Genomic DNA, 18847 nt, shown 5'->3' with positions numbered 1-18847 from the left:
TCATAAACCCGGTTCAATGAGCCGGAAACCGGGGGTCATGCAGGTTCATGCAGCGTCACATTCGGCCACACAAATCTCCATGCCCCCGGCGAACCCGAAATTAGGGCTCAGTCCCCCTTGACATTGATGAGCTGCCGCAGGCGGTGGCGCACCTTGACGAGGTCTTCGGCGTCACGCATCACCTGGTCGATCGGCTTGTACGCCGCCGGGATCTCGTCCACGAAGGCCTCCGTGGCGCGGAATTCAATGCCCTGCATGGCCTCCTTCAGCTCCGCCAGCGAGAAGGCCTTGCGGGCCGCGGTCCGCGAGTACTCCCGCCCGGCCCCGTGCGGCGAGGAATTCAGCGAGACGGCGTTGCCGAGTCCCTCCACCACGTACGACGCCGTGCCCATGGACCCGGGAATCAGGCCGGGGTCCCCGGCCTCGGCCCGGATCGCGCCCTTGCGGGACACCCAGACAGACTTGCCGTAGTGGGTCTCCTGCTGGGTGAAGTTGTGGTGGCAGTTGATCCGCTCCCTCTCCTTCACGCGGCCGTCCACCCACTCGCTGAACTGCCGGATGACGCGGTCCATCATTTCCTCGCGGTTCAGCAAGGCGAAGTGCTGGGCCCACCGCAGTTCCTTGATGTACCGGGTGAACTCGGGCGTGTCCTCCTCCAGGTAGGCGAGGTCGGGGTCAGGCAGCGTGACGCGCTTCTGCCGGGCAACACCCTGCGCCACCTTGATGTGGTGCTGCGCAATCCTGTTGCCCACGCCCCGCGAGCCCGAGTGCAGGAACAGCCAGACGGCGTCCGTCTCGTCCGCGCACACCTCGATGAAGTGGTTGCCCGATCCGAGCGAGCCAAGCTGCAGTTCCCATTTCCCGGTGTACTGGGCCGGGTTGAATCCCGCCTGTGCGGCGAGCTTCTCCAGCTCGGCGATCCGCGGCGCCGCCGTGGCCGCGACCTTCCGGTTGTTATGGCCGGCGGACAGCGGAATGGCGCGCTCAATCGCCTCGCGCAGCCGCTTCCGGTCGCGGGGCAGTTCCTTCACGGAGTACTGGGTCCTGACCGCGATCATGCCGCAGCCGATGTCCACGCCGACGGCGGCCGGGATGATGGCGCCGAGGGTGGGGATGACGGATCCGACCGTGGCGCCCTTGCCAAGGTGTGCGTCGGGCATCAGCGCCAGATGAGGGTAGATGAAGGGCAGCCGGGAGGTTGCCAGGGCCTGCTCACGGGTCTTGGCGTCCAGGATGGATGCCCAGTTGATGAGCCGGCTGTTGATGGTTTCCACGATTTCCTCTCGTCGGGCCGTTCCGCGGTGCGGCGGCACGGGCACTTCGGTGGAACTGGCGTTCCGGTCAAACAAAGAGGTTCGGGTACTGTCCGGATCCAAAGACAAAAGCCCCGAACCATTGCTGGTTGCGGGGCTAAGGGCCTGCTGGATGCAGGCTCTAACTCACAATCAACCCATGGCGACGGCGGGTGGCGGGTAGCTGTTCTGCGGCAGCACGCAGCAGCGGCAGGAGCGCTTCCTGTCGCTGCGTTAACTGCACGCTGCTCGCCACTTTGTCCCCGCACTGTTCGCGGCCCGAAGGCCTGCCATGGAGATGTCCCGTTTCGGGGCCATCAGGGAGAAACTATCGTGCACGGGACGGCGGCTGTCAACAGTCCGCCCGGCACGGAACCGCCACCACTCGCGCCTGCGGGAATGCCGGAAGGCCCCGGTCCGGATAATTCCGGGCCGGGGCCTTCCGGTCGCCAAGCCGATCAGCGGCCAAACGATCAGATCGAGTAGCGCTCGTCCTCGTGGTCGCCCGGGTGGTCCTTGACCAGGCCCGCGGCGAGGGTGTTGCCGTCCAGGGGATCGATCACCAGGAACGCGCCAGTGCGGCGGTGGTGCAGGTAGTTCTCCAGCGGCAGCGGGGCGGCGAGCCGGAGCTGCGCGTGGCCGATGTCGTTGAGTTCCAGGCTGGACGCGCCTTCGAGCTTGAACGTGGCGAGGTCCAGCTTGCCGCTGACGCTGCGGACCAGCGCCTGGACCGTGCGGGTGCCGTGCTTGACCAGCACCTTGGCGCCCTCGCGGAGCGGCTTCGGGGACAGCCAGCAGAGCGCGGCGTAGAGGTCGGCCGAGCTTTCGCGGACCGTGCCAGCTGCGGCGATCGTGTCACCGCGGGCGACGTCGAACTCGTCGGCCAGGCGGATGGCCACGGACTGCGGCGCGGTGGCTTCGTCCAGTTCCGCGCCGGCAAAGTCGATGCCGGTCACGGTGGTGGAGCGCGGGTCCTGGCCGGGGGTCAGCACGCTGACCTTGTCCCCCACCTTGACCGAGCCTTCGGTGATCTGCCCGGCGTAAGCGCGGTAGTCACGGTACTTCTCGACGTCGAGTCCGCCGGCCACCGCATCGGGAGCCAGCGCGCCCTGCGGCCGGACCACCAGCTGCACCGGGAAGCGGAAGCTCTCCAGATGGCTTTCCAGCTCGTCCGCGGCGGGCAGGGTCTCGAGCACTTCGAGCAGGGCCGGGCCGGTGTACCAGGGGGTGCGCTCCGAGCGCTCCACCACGTTGTCGCCGTCGAGCGCGGAAACCGGAACCACCAGAAGGTCGGTGATGCCGTCAGCGCCGAGGCCGAGCTCGCGGCCCACCCTCTGCACGTCCGCCTCGATCTCGCGGAACACGCTCTCGCTGAAGTCCACCAGGTCGATTTTGTTCACGGCCACAATCACGTGGGCCACACGCAGCAGCTGCAGCACGGAGAGGTGCCGGCGGGTCTGCTCCAGGACACCCTTGCGGGCGTCGATGAGTACGACGACGGCATCCGCGGTGGACGCGCCGGTCACCGTGTTCTTGGTGTACTGCACGTGGCCGGGGCAGTCCGCCAGGATGAAGCTGCGGCGGTCCGTGGCGAAGTAGCGGTAGGCCACGTCGATGGTGATGCCCTGCTCGCGCTCGGCACGCAGGCCGTCGGTCAGCAGTGCAAGGTCGATGCCGCCTGCCGAGCCGCCGAATCCGCGGTCAGCGGACGTGCGGGCCACGGCGTCCAGCTGGTCGGCGAGGATCGCCTTGGAGTCGTGAAGGAGGCGGCCCACCAAAGTGGACTTGCCGTCGTCGACCGATCCGGCGGTGGCGAAGCGGAACAGCGAGGCATGCGCGAGCGGTGCCTCGTCAAGAAGGGCAGCCGCGCGGGCGGTGTCGATTTCGGTGCTCATTAGAAATAGCCATCCTTCTTGCGGTCTTCCATGGCGGCCTCGGAGATGCGGTCATCCGCACGGGTGGCGCCACGTTCGGTGATGGTGGAGGCGGCAACTTCAATGACGACGTCGCGCACCGTGGCGGCGGCCGACTCAACGGCGCCGGTGCAGGACATGTCGCCCACGGTCCGGTAGCGGACGGTCTTGGTGATGACTTCCTCATCGGGGCGGGGCTGCGAAACCTCGCCCACTGCACGCCACATGCCGTCGCGGGCAAAGACCTCGCGGTCGTGGGCGTAGTACAGGCCGGGCAGCTCGATGTTTTCGCGCTCGATGTAGCGCCACACGTCCAGCTCGGTCCAGTTGCTGATGGGGAACGCACGGACGTGCTGGCCCACGGTGTGGCGGCCGTTGTACAGGTTCCACAGCTCGGGGCGCTGGTTGCGCGGGTCCCACTGGCCGAACTCGTCGCGGAGGCTCAGGATGCGCTCCTTGGCGCGGGCCTTGTCCTCGTCGCGGCGGCCGCCACCGAAGACGGCGTCGAACTTGTTGCGCTGGATCGCGTCCAGCAGCGGGACGGTCTGCAGCGGGTTGCGGGTGCCGTCGGCGCGCTCGGCCAGTTCGCCGCGGTCGATGAACTCCTGGACGGAGCCGACGACGAGCTTCAGGCCCAGTCGCTCAACGGTGCGGTCGCGGAAGTCGATGACCTCGGGGAAGTTGTGGCCGGTGTCCACGTGCAGCACGGGGAAGGGGACCTTGCCCGGCCAGAACGCCTTGGTGGCCAGGTGCAGCATCACCACGGAGTCCTTGCCGCCGGAGAACAGCAGCGCGGGCTTCTCGAACTCGGCAACCACCTCGCGGATGATATGAATCGCTTCGGATTCGAGGGTGTCCAGGCTGGAGAGGCGCGTTGAAACAGCTGCGTCGTTCACCAGGGTGGGCTCCTCAGTTAGGAAAGTGCTCATACGTGTAGTCCGCATTCTGTCTTGTTGGTTCCTGCCCAGCGGCCGGCGCGGGGATCGTCGCCGGGGGCCACCTTGCGGGTGCACGGCTGGCACCCGATCGACGGGTAGCCCTGGGAGAGGAGCGGGTTGACGGGAAGGAGGTTGTCATCGGAGTACTGCACCAGCTGGTCGAAGGTCCAGGCGGCCACCGGGTTGACCTTGACCAGGCCGTTGGCTTCGTCGAACGTGACCAGCGGGGTGTTGGTGCGGGTGGGGGCTTCGTCGCGGCGGACGCCGGTGAACCAGAGTTCGTAGCCGGCGAGGGTGCGGCGCAGCGGGGCCACCTTGCGGAGCGCGCAGCACTGGGCGGCATCGCGGGCGAAGAGGTCCTTGCCCAGGAGCCGGTCCTGCTGTTCCACGGTGTTCTCGGGAAGCACGTCCACCACGTTGACCCGCAGGTTCGCGGCCACTTCGTCGCGCGTGGCGTAGGTCTCCGGGAAGTGGTAGCCGGTCTCCAGGAACAGGACGTCGACGCCGGGAAGCTGGTCCGCGACGAGCGCAGGCAGGACGGCGTCGGCCATGGAGCAGGCAACGGCAACGGCGGGCAGCTCGAAGTTGCGCTCCACCCAGGCGATGACGTCGCGGGCGGGGGCGTCCCAGCCGAGCTCTGCGGCACCGGCCTCGGCCAGGGCCTTGAGCTCCTCGACGGAGCGCTTGGACACGCTCGGCACCTCAGCACCGCTGGTGGCGACGGGGGTTTCGACCGGCTCAACCACCGGGTCAATCCCAAGTGCGTGCTTGCTCACTGGAGTGCCTCTTCATCTGCCGCGTGGGCCCATTCGGCGAAGGTCTGCCCTTCGGCGCGTTCGGCCACGAACTTCCGCACCACGCGCTCGACGTAGTCCGGCAGGTCCGCAACGTACACTTTCAGGCCGCGGACGGTACGTCCCAGGCCGGCCTCTTCGCGGTCCGAGGAAGCCAGCCCGCCGCCCAGGTGGACCTGGAAACCCGGGGAGGGGTCGCCGTCGGGTGTGGGGAGCATCATGCCCTTAAGCCCGATGTCCGCGGTCTGGATGCGGGCACAGGAGTTGGGGCAGCCGTTGATGTGCAGGGACAGGGCGTGCGGCAACTGGCCGCTGTCGGCCAGGTCCGCGAGGCGGCGTTCCAGTTCGGCGACGGCGGTGGCGGCAGTGACCTTGGTCTCCACGATGGCCAGCTTGCAGTATTCGATGCCGGTGCAGGCGATGGTGCCGCGGCGGAACACTGACGGCCGGGCGGAGAGACCCAGGGCGTCGAGCTCGGCCACCAGTGGTTCAACCTCGTCCTTGGGGACATCCAGCACCACCAGCTTCTGGTGCGGCGTGGTGCGCAGGCGGCGGGAGCCGCGGGCTTCGAGGGTGTCCGCGAGCTTGACCAGCTGGGTGCCGGACAGGCGGCCGGCCAGCGGGGTGGCGCCGATGAAGAACTTGCCGTCCTTCTGTTCGTGCACGCCCACGTGGTCGCCCGGGGTGGTCGGCTTGGGCGCGGCCGGACCGTCGGCCAGCTTGTAGCCGAGGTATTCGTCCTCGAGGATCTGGCGGAACTTCTCCGGGCCCCAGTCGGCCATCAGGAACTTCAGGCGCGCCTTGGTGCGCATGCGGCGGTAACCGTAGTCGCGGAAGATGCTGGTGACGCCGAGCCACACGTCGGCTGCCTGTTCGGGCGTGACGAACGCGCCGAGGCGCTTGCCCAGCATCGGGTTCGTGGACAGCGCGCCGCCTGCCCAGAGGTCGTAGCCGATGCCGAGTTCGGGGTGCTTGACGCCCACCAGGGCGAAGTCGTTGATCTCGTGCACCACGTCCTGGCTGGGGTGCCCGGTGATGGCGGTCTTGTACTTGCGCGGCAGGTTGGACAGCAGCGGGTTGCCGATGAACCGTTCGCCCAGCTCGGCGATGAGCGGGGTGGGGTCGATGATTTCGTCCTTGGCGATGCCGGCCACGGGCGAGCCGAGGATGACGCGGGGCACGTCGCCGCAGGCTTCGGTGGTGGACAGGCCCACGCCCTCAAGGCGAGTCCAGATCTCCGGGATGTCTTCCACCCGGATCCAGTGCAGCTGGATGTTCTGCCGGTCGGTGAGGTCGGCGGAGTCGCGGGCGAAGTCGACCGAGATGTTGCCGATGACGCGCAGCTGCTCGGTGGTGAGCGCACCGCCGTCGATCCTCACGCGCAGCATGAAGTACTTGTCTTCGAGCTCGTGCGGCTCAAGCGTGGCGGTCTTGCCGCCGTCGATCCCGGGCTTGCGCTGGGTGTAGAGGCCCCACCAGCGGAAGCGGCCGTGCAGGTCCTGGCCCGGGATGGAGTCGAAGCCGTCCTTGGAATAGATGGACTCGATACGCTCGCGGACGTTGAGTCCGTCGTCTTCCTGCTTCCAGGTTTCGTTGGCGTTCAGCGGGGTGGTCCCGTCCACCTTCCACTGGCCGTGAGGCTTTGCAGCGGGGCGGGAGGCGCGGGCTGGGCGCGCGGGCTTTTCCGTGGCCGCTCCGGCTAGAGCTGTATCAGTCATGCATCGACTGTAGGGCCGCCCGGAAACACGTCACAAAGGCTCCGGAAACGCTAAGTCACCTAGGGAAATATTTCGTCATGAATCGCCGGAGGGCCTTGAACGGGCCGCCCGGCTGTGCATACCCAGATGTGTATAAGAGACAGCGCCCGGCGCGGCGTCAGGCGGCGGCGGTGTGCGCGGCCAGCGCGGCGTCGTAACGCTCCAGCGCGATCTCCGCCAGCACCGGCGACGGCAGCAGCGGCGCCGTCACGAGGTCGGCGCCGGCCTTGGCGAGCTGGTCGTGGAAGAAGCCCGGCGCCAGCAGGTACGACGCGACAACCACCCGGCCGCCCAGGTCCACTGCCCCGGCGGACTCCCCTGCCCCCGCGCCGCCCGCGGCTTCCTCGCGGAGCATGGCAACGGCCTCGGGCACTGAGGGCTTGGCGGACGCGCCGTAGGCGGCCACGATCCGGTTGGACCGGAGGGCTCCGAGCTGCTCGGCGAGCTTCTCAACACTTACCGCGGCGTTGGGGTTCGAGGAGCCGGCGGCGGCCAGCACGATCGCGTCGTTGTCCGTGACGCCCGCCTCGCGGAGCCGCTGGTCCAGCAGCGCGGCCAGGCGGGGGTCGGGTCCCAGCGGGGCGGCGGCCAGGGTCCCCGGCCGGCTCTTGACGGCCCGGGCGATGTCCACCTTCACGTGATATCCCACGCTCAACAGCAGCGGCACCACAACAGCGGCGGCTGCCGATCCGCCGTCGGCCTCTCCCCCGTTGCCGGACACCTCGCCGGACGCCTCGGGAAGTCCCGCCACCACGTCCACCAGATCGGGCTGCTGCACGTCCACGTATGCCTCGCGGACGTCGAGTCCGGGCCGGAGCGCGGCGATGGCGTCGCGGAGGGCGTTGACCTCGGCGGCCCCCTGCGCGTTGGAGGTCCCGTGGGCACAAGCGATCATGATCGGGCTGTTCATACGGGCTAGCGTAACGTTGGAGCCGCACTGTCCGCCCCTTGAAATTAGCCGGGACGCTCCATGACATTCCCTTTTGACATCGCCCTGGTTTGGCTGGACCTGGCCGGCGTCTTTTTCTTCGCAGTCTCCGGCTCCCTGCTCGCGGCGCGGAAACAGTTCGACATCATCGGCTCCCTGCTGCTCGCGTCCCTGGTGTCGCTGGGCGGCGGCGTGATCCGCGACATCATCATCAACTCCGGACCGCCGGCGGCCTTCACCAACCCCGCGTACCTCGCGCCGCCGCTGCTGGCCACGGTGCTGGTGTACTTCCTGTTCTCCAGCGTGCAGCGCTTCACGTCGCTGCTGACCCTGTTCGACGCCGGCGGCCTGGCCCTGTTCTGCATTACGGGCACGCTGAAGGCGCTGTCCTCCGGGATGAATCCCGTCGCGGCAGTGCTGCTGGGGGTCACGACGGCGGTGGGCGGGGGCCTGCTGCGCGACATCACCGCCAATGAGGTGCCACAGCTGTTCGATGCCAGGGACCTCTACGCCCTGCCCGCGTTCACCGGCGCGGCGCTGACCACAGTGCTGTGGGTTTCGGGGTCATTCAATGCGCTCTCCGCGTGTGCCGTGGCGGCCGTTGTTTTCACCTTCCGCGTGCTGGCCTGGCGCCGCTCGTGGCACGTTCCGCTGGCCGTGCGCGGGTGGCACCGGCTGGGGCTGGACAGCGGCAATTCGAGGGGCCGGGATTAGCTAGGATAAGAGCCATGACTGACATGTTCCTCGAGAAGTTCCGCGAGCTAGTTCCGAAGTATCTCGAAGACGAATGGCAGGAAGAGGACGGGCTACCGGCCGACGAGCTCGATTCCGCCCTTGCCGAGCATCAGTTCACCATCCCGCTTGTGCTCCGCGAGTTCTACCTGGCCCTCGGCGGCTGCGAGGACCTCATGGAGGCCTACCACTACTTCTGGGACCCCGAGGAACTCGAAGTGGACGACGACGGCTTCCTCATGTTCCTTGAGGACGAGGAAGAGCAGTTCACCTGGGGCTTCCGCGTGGCCGACCTCAGCGTCCCGGACCCCATCGTGTACCGCCGCAACAACCTCCGCGGCCAGTGGAAGAGCGAAGAAGGCACGTTCTCGGAATTCGTGTTCGACATGTTCGACTGGGCCTTCAACGAGGACGACGACTAAACCCTGTCCGGCCGCACCCTCGCCTTGGTTGCGGCTGCGGGCCGTCCTGACCCTGTTTGGCCGCCGACGGGCCGCGGCTCGCCGCTGGGCCTGCGTGTCTTGGGACCCAGGGCGGCAAAGAGGGTCACGACGGCGGCACTCACCTGGGGGGTCACTCGGGTGCGAACCTTCCCAATGCCCGCAGACGGAGCACCGCCAGGACCTGTTCCACCATGGCCTCGGGGTGATACACCACGTCGTCGTAGTAATAGCGCAGTGTGAGACGGCCCCCGAGCATGCCGGCATTGTTCCGCCGATTATCCTTCTTGACCTGCCGGGGTTCAAAGTGCGTGGAGCCGTCCAGTTCCACCACCAGACATTCCTCAACCAGGCAATCCACCTCGCCCACCCCCGGGAGGTGGACGTGCATACGGACCTTGAGGCCGGCGCGGATGAAGTGCGTATGGGCCAGTATCTCCAGCACGGAGTCCGCTCGCGGAATCAACAGATCCAGCACTGCCCGGGCGCGGCCGTTCCTGTTCCCGACGAGTTTGCTCCGCAGGAAGTCGGAGGAAATCTGGCCTCGGCCGGTGGCTGACTGCACTAAGGCCAGCGCTTCGAGCTCCGGCAGGCACCTCATCGCATGAAGAAGCACATCAGCCAGGCCCGCCACCGGATAGGCCGGGTCGGGGTCGTGCGTACACGGTGCATGGTCAATCACCCCCGGCTTTGGAACACCGTTGCCGCAGCTCAGGTGCACTTCTTGCGGCGGATGCAGGGCCCACAGGCTGTAGAACCGCGCTGCCGACACACAGGTGAGCCGGCTGTTGTACCTGAAGGCGGCCAGGACGCCGTCGTCCGCGTTGTGCAGCGCGTACACTCCCCGCAGCGGCCGGTGCAGGCGCCCGGCGTCAACGCCAGCCTCGAGGGTGCGCCGGAGGAAGCCGGCTCGCATGAGCTCGCTTCTCCGGGCCGCTCCCCCGCGTCGCGCCAGGAAGGTCTGAAGGTCCATTACTCCACAGTCCCTGTACTCGGCGGGGATGGGGAGCCGTGGACTTACCTATGTGCACAACCCAACCCGGATCCGTCGTGACCCACTTCCCCGGACGACTGCTGACGGCGCGCCACCCCATCGGCGTGTACTCCAAGGACGGAGACCAAACAAGGTCAGGACGGCGCGGCAGGGCAGCCCAAGCAGTGTGACACGCCCATTAACAACAGATTTGAAATGTGTGACAAAACTGTCATAGACTGTTCACGGATCCACTAAATGCCTCCGGTGGATCTGATGCGAACGGAGAAACGGCCCCGGTTCCACGCAGCGTATGACTCGTAACGCTGCAGGGAACCGGGGCCGTTCCGTTTGAGCCACCGAGGCCAGCCAAGCCGGGCGAATCCGCCCGGGCGGCCAGGGCCTTAGCTCGCGCGGTCCACCACGGCCCGGGCGAAGCTGGTCAGCGAATCCTTCACGACGCCCTCGGGCAGCGGCGCCAGCGCGGCAATGGCCTCGTCGGCCCACGCGCGGGCAACGACCCAGGACTCGGCGGTGACGGGGTGCTCGCGCAGCCCGGCAACGGCGTCGGCGAGGGCTGCGTCGGAGGAGAGGTCGCCGTCGATCAGCTTAAGAAGTTCGACGGCGGACTGGTCGCCCTGCGTCGCGGCGTTGCGCAGGAGCAGAACCGGCAGCGTGGGGACGCCCTCGCGCAGGTCGGTTCCCGGGGACTTGCCGGACTTGACCTTGACGCCGGTGACGTCGATGACGTCGTCGGCCAGCTGGAAGGCCACGCCCACCTTTTCGCCGTACTGCACCAAGACGTCCTCGTAGGCTTCGTCGGCGCCGGCAAAGATCGCACCGAGCTGGCCCGAGGCCGCCACCAGGGAGCCGGTCTTGTCTGCGATGACCGACAGGTAGTGCTCAACCGGGTCCTCGTCCGGGCGCGGGCCCACGGTTTCGTGCAGCTGGCCCAGGCACAGCCGCTCGAAGGTGCGCGCCTGGATGCCCAGGGCGCGGGAGCCCAGCTCGGAGACGAGGATGGAGGCGCGGGCAAAGATGAGGTCGCCGGTGAGGACAGCCACGGAGTTGCCCCAGACCTCGTGCGCCGTGGGGGCGCCGCGGCGGAAGGGCGCGGAGTCCATGACGTCGTCGTGGTACAGCGTGGCCAGGTGGGTCAGCTCAACCACGACGGCGGCCTGCACCACGGCGGGCAGCGACGCGTCACCGAGGTGTGCGCAGAGCAGGGTCAGCAGGGGGCGGATGCGCTTGCCGCCGGCTTCCACCAGGTGACGCGACGTTGCGTCTGCCAGGGGGTCGGAGTTGGCGATGGCCTCGCGCAGCTTCTTCTCCACGCGGGCCAGGTTGTTGGTGATCGCAGGCCCGAGTTCGGGGTCGCCCGCGATGGCCGCGAAGCCTGCCGGCAGCTGGAGCCCGGTGGCGATGGCGGTGGTGTTGAGGCTGGGTTCGGAGGCCGGCAGGCCATGCCCGGCGTGCGTCCAGCTGTGGTTCGCGGAGTTGGTCACGGGTTAACCCTAACTTTTTGTTGCGGAAACCGCTGATTTGAGGCCTGACGGGGCATGGGCGGACGTATTGGAGGTGGCGGGCACCAGCAGTTCCAGGACCCGGATCACGCGGTCTTCGAAGCCTTTGGCGGCCGGATCGGTCAGGTTGGCCAGGAGCCGGACCACGAAGCGCATGAGCACGGGGATAGGCATTCCGGTCCGCAGTGCCAGCTTCATCACCGCGGGCTTACCGATCAGCGCGGCAAAGGCCCTCCCGAGCGTGAAGTGCGAACCCCACTGCTCGCGCACATAGTCCGCGTACCCCGCGAGGCGGGCGTCGGCGTCGTGCGCGGTCCAGCCGGCAGACGCGGACCGGGCCCCGGCGTCGATGATGAACTCGGCCGCAAAGCGGGCGGACTCCATGGCATAGGAGATGCCCTCGCCGTTGAACGGTGACACCATGCCGCCGGCGTCGCCGAGGAGCAGCAGGCCCGGCGAGTAGTGCGGCGTGCGGTTGAAGCCCATGGGCAGGGCGGCGCCACGAATCTCGCCCACCTGGTTCTCCGGCGTGAAACCCCATTCGGCGGGCATGCCGGCGGTCCATTCGCGGAGCACCTGCTTATAGTCCAGCTTGCCGAATTCCTTGGACGAGTTGAGGATGCCGAGGCCGACGTTGGACGTGCCGTCGCCCACGCCAAACACCCAGCCGTAGCCGGGCAGTAGCTTGCCGTCGCGGCCCGGGAGCTCCAGCCAGCCCTCCATCCAGTCGTCGTCGTGGCGCGGGGAGGTGAAGTACGTGCGCACCGCGACGCCCAGGGGGCGGTCATCGCGTTTCTGGATGCCGAGGGACACGGCGGTGCGGGTGGAGTTGCCGTCCGCAGCGAGGACGACGTCGGCGGTAAAGTCGCGCGTCTCCCCCGTCTTGCGTCCGGACTCGTCGAGGAGCGCTGCGCGGACGCCGGACACGCGGCCGTCCTCGCCGCGGAGGGCTTCGGTGACGCTGTGGCGTTCCAGCACGACGGCGCCCGCAGACTGGGCGTGGCGGGCCAGTTCTTCGTCGAAGCCGAGCCGCGTGCGGATCAGCCCGTACTGCGGAAAGTCGGACACCTCGGGCCAGGGCAGTTCGATGGAGCGGCCGCCGGCGAGCAGGCGCAGGCCCTTGTTCCGGCGCCAGCCGTCCGCTTCGGGGTGCGGCAGGCCGAGCTTCTGGACCTCCCGGACAGCCCGCGGGGTGAGGCCGTCGCCGCACACCTTTTCGCGCGGAAAGCTGGTTTTTTCCAGCACCGTAACGTCGATGCCGGTCTTGGCGAGGTAGTACGCGGCGGTGGACCCGGCCGGGCCCGCGCCGACAATCAGTACCTTCACAGTGTCAGCGGGCGGATCGCGGGATGTTGCGGCGCAGCTTGGCCACCGGGCCGGTGTGGGCGGCGATGGCGGCAGCCCCGCCGTCGGGGGTGGAATCGAGGGGTTTGTGGGCGCGGTGGACCGCCACGATGCCGCCGCTCAGGTTGCGGTACGTGACGCCTTCCCAGCCGGATTCCTGCAGCCACGCCGCGAGGTGGTCCTGGTCCGGCCAGGCGCGGATGGATTCGGCGAGGTAGACGTAGGCGTCCGGGTTCGAGGACACCTTCACGGCGATGGCCGGGAGGGCCCGCATGAGGTATTCGGTGTACATGGTGCGCCACAGCGGGACCACGGGCTGGGAGAACTCGGCGATGACCAGCTTGCCGCCCGGCTTGGTCACCCGGAGCATCTCGGCCAGGGCCTTCTTGGGCTCGTTGACGTTGCGCAGGCCGAAGGAGATGGTGCTGGCGTCGAAGGTGTTGTCCGCGAACGGCAGGTTGGTCGCGTCGCCGGCGATGAAGTCGATGTCCGGGCGGCGGCGCTTACCCACCTTGAGCATGCCGAGCGAGAAGTCGCAGGCCACCACGTCTATGCCGGCATCGGCATATGGCTCGCTGGAGGTTCCCGTGCCGGCCGCAAGGTCCAGCACGCGCTGGCCGGGCCGCACATCCATGGCCTCGACCACAACCTTGCGCCACCGGCGCGTCTGCCCCATGGACAGGACATCGTTGACGACGTCGTACTTCGGTGCGACGTCGTCAAACATCGTGGCTACTTCGTCCGGACGCTTATCCAAGGATGCTCGGTTCACCCTGACATTGTCTCAAATGTTCTGCAGACTCCGTGACCATGGGCTGCACGGCGTGGTGGGTGGTGGTGGAGATACTGCAGATCACCCGGGGGACGCAGTGAAAACGAGTACTGTTGACCCATCATGACCAGAACGCTCCGCACCTTGACAGTCCCTTTGGATGGAGAATCGACTCCCGGGGGGCTGCCGTCGTATCTGGTGCGGGACGACGTCCTCTGCTGGACCCGCCGCGAGGCCGGCCTGGTGGGCTTCGGCGAGGTGGCCCGGTTCACGGCCACGGGACCCGAACGGTTCCTCGAGGCGGACATCTGGTGGCGGCACCTGGTCATCGAAGCCGAGATCACCGACCACGTGGAGTGCCCCGGCACCGGCCCGGTCGCGTTCGGCTCGTTCGCGTTCTCCAAGGTTTCCGCCCACGAGTCCCGGCTGATCGTGCCGGAGATCGTGGTGGGCGTCCGTGACGGCCGCACCTGGCTCACCCAGATCAAGGCCGACGACGGCGAACTCACCGAAGCGGGCGCCCTCGCCGCACTGGCGGGGTGCTGTCTCTTATACACATCTAGATGTGTATAAGAGACAGCCGGCCCCTTCCGGGGCTCCCGGCGCCGCTACCCCCGGCCGCGACATGCCCGGCGGCGACCTGCCCGCGGACGCACAATGGCTGTCTCTTATACACATCTAGATGTGTATAAGAGACAGTCCGGGACCCGCCACGCTGGAGACCGGTTCCCTGAGCGAAGCGGACTGGATGGCCGCCGTCGCCGCCGGGGTTGCCGAGATCCGCACGGGCCGGCTGGAAAAGCTGGTGCTGGCGCGGGACGTGGTGGCCACGGTGCCGGAGGGCGTCAATGCGGCGGAGGTGCTGCGGCAGCTGGCCGTGCGGTACCGCGAGTGCTGGACATACGGCGTAGACGGGCTCGTGGGCGCCACTCCGGAGATGCTGATCCAGGTGGAGGGCCGCACTGCCCAAGCGCGCGTGCTGGCGGGAACCCTGGACCGGCGCGATGCCCTGGGCGAGGCCGGGCTGCCCCTGGACTACGCCGAGCGGGTCCTGGCCGGCTCCGAGAAGCAGCGGCACGAACACGAGATCGCGATCCAGTCGCTGACCACCCAGCTTGCGCCGTTCTCCGAGGCCATGAACGCACACAGCGAACCGTTCATCCTGGAGCTGCCCAATGTGTGGCACCTGGCATCGGACGTCAAGGCTGAGCTCACGGAGGTAGAGGGCCACGTCCCCACGTGCCTGGCCCTGATCAATGCGCTCCACCCCACGGCGGCCGTGTGCGGCACCCCCACGCAGGTGGCCGGTGCACTGATCCGCAAGCTCGAGCATTTGGACCGCGGGCCGTACGCCGGGCCGGTGGGGTGGCTCGATGCCGCGGGGAACGGCGAATGGGGCATCGCCCTGCGCGGAGCCGTTATCGAATCGCCGAACACCGTCCGGTTATATGCCGGCTGCGGAATAGTCGAGGGGTCGCACCCGGAGGCCGAGCTGGCGGAGACGTGGGCCAAGTTCCGCCCGATGCTGGAATCGCTGGGCATCAGAAGCTAGCGCGGTCCCCAGCTGCCGCCCCGGCTGCCGGCCTGGAGTGCAGGCGGCGCGGGACTGGGCTACAGGGGCGGGGTGGCGTAGATTGACAAGAGTCCGGGATTCCAGACACGCGACGGCGCCAAGGTCTTGATATCGGGTGTGATTTAGTTATCCAATAGTGAAACTAAGTTTCCTGTGATGCATATCTCTTATTCAGAGATACACTATAAGCCGCTTTAGACCCGCATACTCCTGCAACAAAAGGTAAGAAACATGCAGCTCAAGTCCCTTGCCACGGCCAAGCTCAGCGCGAAGGCCGCCGCGATCCTCGCTGTCGGGGCCCTCAGCCTCACCGCATGCGGCGGTGGCGGCTCGACTCCCGCGGCAAGCAGCAGCACTGGCAGCGTTCAGCTGATCAACGCCGGCAAGCTCACTGTCTGCTCGGACATCCCCTACGAGCCGTTCGAATTCCAGAAGGACGGCAAGAACGTCGGCTTCGACATGGACATCGCGGCCGAGCTCGCCAAGGACATGAAGGCGGAGCTCAACGTGGTGGACAGCTCCTTCGAGGCCATTGAGACCGGAACGGCCCTGACCCAGTGCGACGTCTCGATCTCCTCCATCTCCATCACCGACACCCGCAAGTCCGTCATGGACTTCTCCAGCCCGTACCTGAACGATGACCTGACCCTGGTTGCCACCGAGGCTTCCGGCATCACCAACATCGACAGCGCCAAGGGCAAGAAGGTGGGCGTCCAGCAGGCCACCACCGGTGCGCAGTACGCCAAGGACAAGGGCCTCGACGCGCAGCAGTTCGAGGACACCGGCCTCCTGGTCCAGGCGCTCAAGGCAGGCACCATCGACGCCGCGCTCGGCAACCAGTCGGTCCTCGGCTACGCCATCAAGGACGATGCCAAGATCAAGCGCGTCGAAAACTACGCCACCGGTGAGAAGCTCGGCATCGCCATCAAGAAGGGCAACACCGCCATGGCCGATCAGGTCAACTCGACCCTCAAGCGCCTGACTGACGACGGCTCCTTGAAGAAGTTCGAGACCACCTGGTTCGGCGAAGCAGCCAAGTAGCCAGCGCTTCGGCCTGAGACCTTCGCAGCCGGGGCCCCGTTCAGGATCTGCTTAGCAGTCCGTGCGGGGCCTCAACTGCGCAAAACGAATGTGAGCACACCATGGCAATGACCGCACGTCAACGAGCCAAAGTCAGTCTGTACATCCAGGCCGGAATCTTCATCGTGGCCATAGCCGCGCTGATTCTTGCCACGGACTGGAAGACCGTAGGCAACAGCGTCTTCAACTTCGGCAAGATCGGCCCGATGTTCCCCGGAATCATCGTGGTGGGCCTGAAGAACACCCTGATTTACACCGCCTTGGCGTTTGTCGTCGGCCTTTCGGGCGGCCTCCTGCTGGCACTGATGAAGCTTTCCACTTTCCCCGTGTACCGCTGGATCGCCACCGGCTACATCGAGTTCTTCCGCGGCGTCCCGGCGCTGCTGGTGTTCATTGCGTTCGGCTACGGCGTCCCCCTGGCCTTTGGTGTCTCCTGGGACGTCAACGTTGTGGTGATGGTGTCCCTCGGCATGGTTGCATCCGCCTACATCGCAGAGACCCTCCGCGCCGGCCTGCAGGCCGTCCCCAAGGGACAGATGGAAGCCGCGCGGTCCCTTGGCATGCCGATGTGGCGGGCCATGGTCACCATCGTGATCCCGCAGGCCTTCCGGATCGTGCTGCCGCCGCTGACCAACGAGGTCATCCTGCTGACCAAGGACTCCTCGCTGATCTACGTGCTGGGCCTCACCGCCTCGCAGTACGAGCTCACCAAGTTCGGCCGCGACGGCATCTCCAGCCTGGGCGCGGGCCTCACGCCACTCCTGGTGGCCGGTGCGTTCTACCTGGTGATCACCATCCCGCTGAGCCTCCTGGCCCGGAAGTTCGAAAGCCGCTCCGCGCGGACCAAGCGATAGGCAGAGAAGTCATGAACGACGTCGTAATTCCCTCCCGCAACCACAGCGGGCCCGTCCATGCCGCCGGAGTCTCCATCAAGGACCTGCGCAAGTCCTACGGCTCCAACGAGGTCCTCAAGGGCATCAGCCTGGATGTTGCCCCGGGTGAGGTTGTCTGCCTGATCGGCCCGTCCGGCTCGGGCAAGTCCACGCTGCTGCGCTGCGTCAACCTCCTGGAGCAGCCGAACGAGGGCACCATCCACGTGGGCGGCTTCGAGGCCACGGACCTGGACGTGGACATCGACAAGATGCGCCGCAAGGTGGGCATGGTGTTCCAGCAGTTCAACCTGTTCCCCCACCTGAACGCGCTGCGCAACTGCAGCATCGCGCAGACCAAGGTGCTCAAGCGCTCCCAGGCCGAAGCGGACAAAGTGGCCCAGGCCAACCTTGACCGCGTGGGCCTGGGGCACCTCGCGGACCGATTCCCGGACCAGCTCTCCGGCGGCCAGCAGCAGCGCGTGGCCATCGCCCGGGCGCTGAGCATGGACCCGGAGCTGATGCTCTTCGACGAGCCGACCTCGGCCCTGGACCCGGAGACGGTGGGCGACGTCCTCTCCGTCATGCGGAACCTGGCCAAGGAAGGCATGACCATGCTGGTGGTCACGCACGAGATGGGCTTCGCCCGCGAAGTGGCGGACCGCGTGGTGTTCATGGACGGCGGCGTGGTGGTGGAGGAAGGCGTGGCCGAACGTGTCATCAGCAGCCCCATCCAGGGCCGCACCAAGGAGTTCCTCAAGCGCGTGCTCGACCCGACGCACATCGAGATCTCGGAGTAGGTTTTCGCCTGGCGCTGCGCTTTTCGGCCGGCGCTGCGCAAATGCCCTGACGCTACTGGAATTCCGGTAGCGCCGGGGCATTTGCGCGTCATGGGGCAATTTGCGCATCAGCCGGCTGACCGAGCACGACGGCGGGGCACGCCGGCCGCCGCCAGCTTCCGTTCCAGCCGCCCGGGGGTCATCAGGTCCGGCCAGATCCACCGGACCACGGCACGTCCGGTCGCCCGGATCCTGTCCTCCCTGTACTTTTCATCGACCACGGCCTGAGACGGGCTCCGGCCCTGGAGGTACGCGGGCTTCACATACTTGTCGACGCCGTCGAACTCGCCGGCGACCCTCACGCCGCCCCAGTAATAGTCCGTGTAGCCAACGAGCCCGTCGGCATCGCGGACCTCGTACTGCAGGACGGGCGGCTCAAAACCGCCAACGCGCATGAGGGCACGGCCGTACGACTCTCCCGCCGAGCCGGAGAGCGGGTCCGCGAAGTCAACGGCCGCCGCGATCCTGCGGGCCGCCGCGGACTTGTAGTTTCCTTCTACTCCGGCCAGAAGCGTTTCCTTGGACAAAGCCGGTAACCCCCTCGCCGTGTCCGGCCTGAGCACGTGGTCCAGCGGCACAATGGCCTCGGCAAAGGTCGTGAACGCCGCCAGATCCAGGACGGTGCGTACCCGTCCGGTGACCAGCAGTCCCTCGCGCCGGACCGCCGTCAGGCCTGCCGGGTCTGCGTAGTGCCGCCGGACACCGGCACGGGACCGGCCGCCGTCGTTCTGGAGGGTCAGGGCGTGCACTTCCTGCCGGCCGACCGTGGGAATGCCCCAGACGCTGGCTGCGGAATGGCGGGCAAACACCGTGGGCGCACCGCAGGTCTCCGCTGCCGCATTCACCCGCAGCCGGTACTGCTCCCAGGGTTTGAGGGCATGCCATGCTGCCCCATCCACGTAGACGCCGTGCCGAATCCTGACCAGCGCACCGGCGCTGGAGCGACGCGCGAGGTCCTTGGGTGCCAGCCCCTGCTGGATGTGGTCACGGGCCAGAATCAGCCGCGGTAAGCCGGTCATGGGCAGTTCGCTCATGGATGGAACATTCGCACCTTTGGGCACGGCCGAACAGCGGAAATCA

General features: G+C 67.3%; 16 protein-coding genes and 1 pseudogene. 6 read left to right on the top strand and 11 right to left on the bottom strand.

Annotated features, from left to right (window positions below):
- Positions 1-107: 107 nt before the first annotated feature.
- From B1A87_RS01465 to B1A87_RS01440, 6 genes are all read right to left on the bottom strand, one after another.
- Positions 108-1274, bottom strand: coding sequence for an RtcB family protein (locus B1A87_RS01465; RefSeq protein ID WP_078029981.1), 1167 nt, complete (start codon positions 1272-1274; stop codon positions 108-110).
- 491 nt (positions 1275-1765) lie between these two features.
- Positions 1766-3187 (bottom strand): sulfate adenylyltransferase subunit 1, encoded by a 1422-nt coding sequence (locus B1A87_RS01460; protein WP_260680582.1) that lies wholly within the window; start codon positions 3185-3187, stop codon positions 1766-1768.
- Complete coding sequence (gene cysD / locus B1A87_RS01455) at positions 3187-4134, bottom strand: sulfate adenylyltransferase subunit CysD (RefSeq protein ID WP_078029782.1); 948 nt, start codon at positions 4132-4134, stop codon at positions 3187-3189. The genes B1A87_RS01460 and cysD overlap by 1 nt, the downstream gene beginning before the upstream one ends.
- Positions 4131-4919: a phosphoadenylyl-sulfate reductase gene (locus tag B1A87_RS01450; RefSeq protein ID WP_347032595.1), complete on the bottom strand. Its 789-nt coding sequence runs from the start codon at positions 4917-4919 to the stop codon at positions 4131-4133. Before B1A87_RS01450 ends, cysD begins: the two co-directional genes overlap by 4 nt.
- On the bottom strand, positions 4916-6655 hold the full coding sequence (locus B1A87_RS01445; protein ID WP_078029783.1) for a nitrite/sulfite reductase: 1740 nt from the start codon (positions 6653-6655) through the stop codon (positions 4916-4918). The genes B1A87_RS01450 and B1A87_RS01445 overlap by 4 nt, the downstream gene beginning before the upstream one ends.
- A 157-nt stretch (positions 6656-6812) precedes the next feature.
- Entirely contained in the window at positions 6813-7604 is a 792-nt protein-coding gene (locus B1A87_RS01440; protein ID WP_078029784.1) for a sirohydrochlorin chelatase, read from the bottom strand.
- Positions 7605-7664: 60 nt separating this feature from the next.
- Here B1A87_RS01440 and B1A87_RS01435 point away from each other — a divergent pair, with 60 nt between their 5' ends.
- Positions 7665-8336, top strand: coding sequence for a trimeric intracellular cation channel family protein (locus B1A87_RS01435; protein WP_078029785.1), 672 nt, complete (start codon positions 7665-7667; stop codon positions 8334-8336).
- Between the two features lie 14 nt (positions 8337-8350).
- Positions 8351-8776, top strand: coding sequence for a hypothetical protein (locus B1A87_RS01430; protein ID WP_078029786.1), 426 nt, complete (start codon positions 8351-8353; stop codon positions 8774-8776).
- 151 nt (positions 8777-8927) lie between these two features.
- Here the strand turns inward: B1A87_RS01430 and B1A87_RS01425 are convergent, their stop codons facing one another.
- The 4 genes from B1A87_RS01425 to B1A87_RS01410 form a co-directional block, all read right to left on the bottom strand.
- Positions 8928-9767 carry a type IV toxin-antitoxin system AbiEi family antitoxin domain-containing protein gene (locus B1A87_RS01425; RefSeq protein ID WP_078029787.1) on the bottom strand — a complete coding sequence of 280 codons (840 nt, stop codon included), beginning with the start codon at positions 9765-9767 and terminating at the stop codon, positions 8928-8930.
- Positions 9768-10171: 404 nt separating this feature from the next.
- On the bottom strand, positions 10172-11272 hold the full coding sequence (locus tag B1A87_RS01420; RefSeq protein ID WP_078029788.1) for a polyprenyl synthetase family protein: 1101 nt from the start codon (positions 11270-11272) through the stop codon (positions 10172-10174).
- Between the two features lie 9 nt (positions 11273-11281).
- The gene (locus B1A87_RS01415) at positions 11282-12616 is read right to left on the bottom strand and encodes a geranylgeranyl reductase family protein (RefSeq protein WP_139362931.1); all 1335 of its coding nucleotides are present in this window, start codon (positions 12614-12616) and stop codon (positions 11282-11284) included.
- Between the two features lie 4 nt (positions 12617-12620).
- Positions 12621-13406, bottom strand: coding sequence for a demethylmenaquinone methyltransferase (locus B1A87_RS01410; protein WP_078029789.1), 786 nt, complete (start codon positions 13404-13406; stop codon positions 12621-12623).
- A 123-nt stretch (positions 13407-13529) separates the two neighbouring features.
- On the opposite strand from B1A87_RS01410, the pseudogene B1A87_RS24500 reads away from it, so the two are divergent.
- From B1A87_RS24500 to B1A87_RS01390, 4 genes and pseudogenes are all read left to right on the top strand, one after another.
- Positions 13530-14958, top strand: a pseudogene (locus B1A87_RS24500) (isochorismate synthase MenF).
- Positions 14959-15210: 252 nt separating this feature from the next.
- Positions 15211-16020, top strand: a complete 810-nt coding sequence (locus B1A87_RS01400; RefSeq protein ID WP_078029791.1) for an ABC transporter substrate-binding protein — start codon at positions 15211-15213, stop codon at positions 16018-16020.
- 101 nt (positions 16021-16121) lie between these two features.
- Positions 16122-16913 carry an amino acid ABC transporter permease gene (locus B1A87_RS01395; protein ID WP_078029792.1) on the top strand — a complete coding sequence of 264 codons (792 nt, stop codon included), beginning with the start codon at positions 16122-16124 and terminating at the stop codon, positions 16911-16913.
- Between the two features lie 11 nt (positions 16914-16924).
- Positions 16925-17728 carry an amino acid ABC transporter ATP-binding protein gene (locus B1A87_RS01390; protein ID WP_078029793.1) on the top strand — a complete coding sequence of 268 codons (804 nt, stop codon included), beginning with the start codon at positions 16925-16927 and terminating at the stop codon, positions 17726-17728.
- A gap of 107 nt (positions 17729-17835) precedes the next feature.
- On the opposite strand, the gene B1A87_RS01385 is transcribed toward B1A87_RS01390, so the two are convergent.
- Positions 17836-18801: a type IV toxin-antitoxin system AbiEi family antitoxin domain-containing protein gene (locus tag B1A87_RS01385; protein WP_260680580.1), complete on the bottom strand. Its 966-nt coding sequence runs from the start codon at positions 18799-18801 to the stop codon at positions 17836-17838.
- Positions 18802-18847: the final 46 nt, after the last annotated feature.

It is taken from the genome of Arthrobacter sp. KBS0703, assembly GCF_002008315.2.
In the GTDB taxonomy this organism is placed as follows: domain Bacteria; phylum Actinomycetota; class Actinomycetes; order Actinomycetales; family Micrococcaceae; genus Arthrobacter.
Note: the sequence above shows the minus strand (reverse complement) of the source record. Positions and strands in the feature narration are given on the sequence as shown.

Excerpts from the sequence above, each read along its gene's own strand:
- B1A87_RS01440 (WP_078029784.1), bottom strand. The coding sequence starts at position 7,604 with ATGAACAGCCCGATCATGATCGCTTGTGCCCACGGGACCTCCAACGCG.
- B1A87_RS01460 (WP_260680582.1), bottom strand. The coding sequence starts at position 3,187 with ATGAGCACCGAAATCGACACCGCCCGCGCGGCTGCCCTTCTTGACGAG.
- B1A87_RS01400 (WP_078029791.1), top strand. The coding sequence starts at position 15,211 with ATGCAGCTCAAGTCCCTTGCCACGGCCAAGCTCAGCGCGAAGGCCGCC.
- B1A87_RS01395 (WP_078029792.1), top strand. The coding sequence starts at position 16,122 with ATGGCAATGACCGCACGTCAACGAGCCAAAGTCAGTCTGTACATCCAG.
- B1A87_RS01390 (WP_078029793.1), top strand. The coding sequence starts at position 16,925 with ATGAACGACGTCGTAATTCCCTCCCGCAACCACAGCGGGCCCGTCCAT.
- B1A87_RS01385 (WP_260680580.1), bottom strand. The coding sequence starts at position 18,801 with ATGAGCGAACTGCCCATGACCGGCTTACCGCGGCTGATTCTGGCCCGT.
- cysD (WP_078029782.1), bottom strand. The coding sequence starts at position 4,134 with ATGAGCACTTTCCTAACTGAGGAGCCCACCCTGGTGAACGACGCAGCT.
- B1A87_RS01445 (WP_078029783.1), bottom strand. The coding sequence starts at position 6,655 with ATGACTGATACAGCTCTAGCCGGAGCGGCCACGGAAAAGCCCGCGCGC.
- B1A87_RS01425 (WP_078029787.1), bottom strand. The coding sequence starts at position 9,767 with ATGGACCTTCAGACCTTCCTGGCGCGACGCGGGGGAGCGGCCCGGAGA.
- B1A87_RS01435 (WP_078029785.1), top strand. The coding sequence starts at position 7,665 with ATGACATTCCCTTTTGACATCGCCCTGGTTTGGCTGGACCTGGCCGGC.
- B1A87_RS01430 (WP_078029786.1), top strand. The coding sequence starts at position 8,351 with ATGACTGACATGTTCCTCGAGAAGTTCCGCGAGCTAGTTCCGAAGTAT.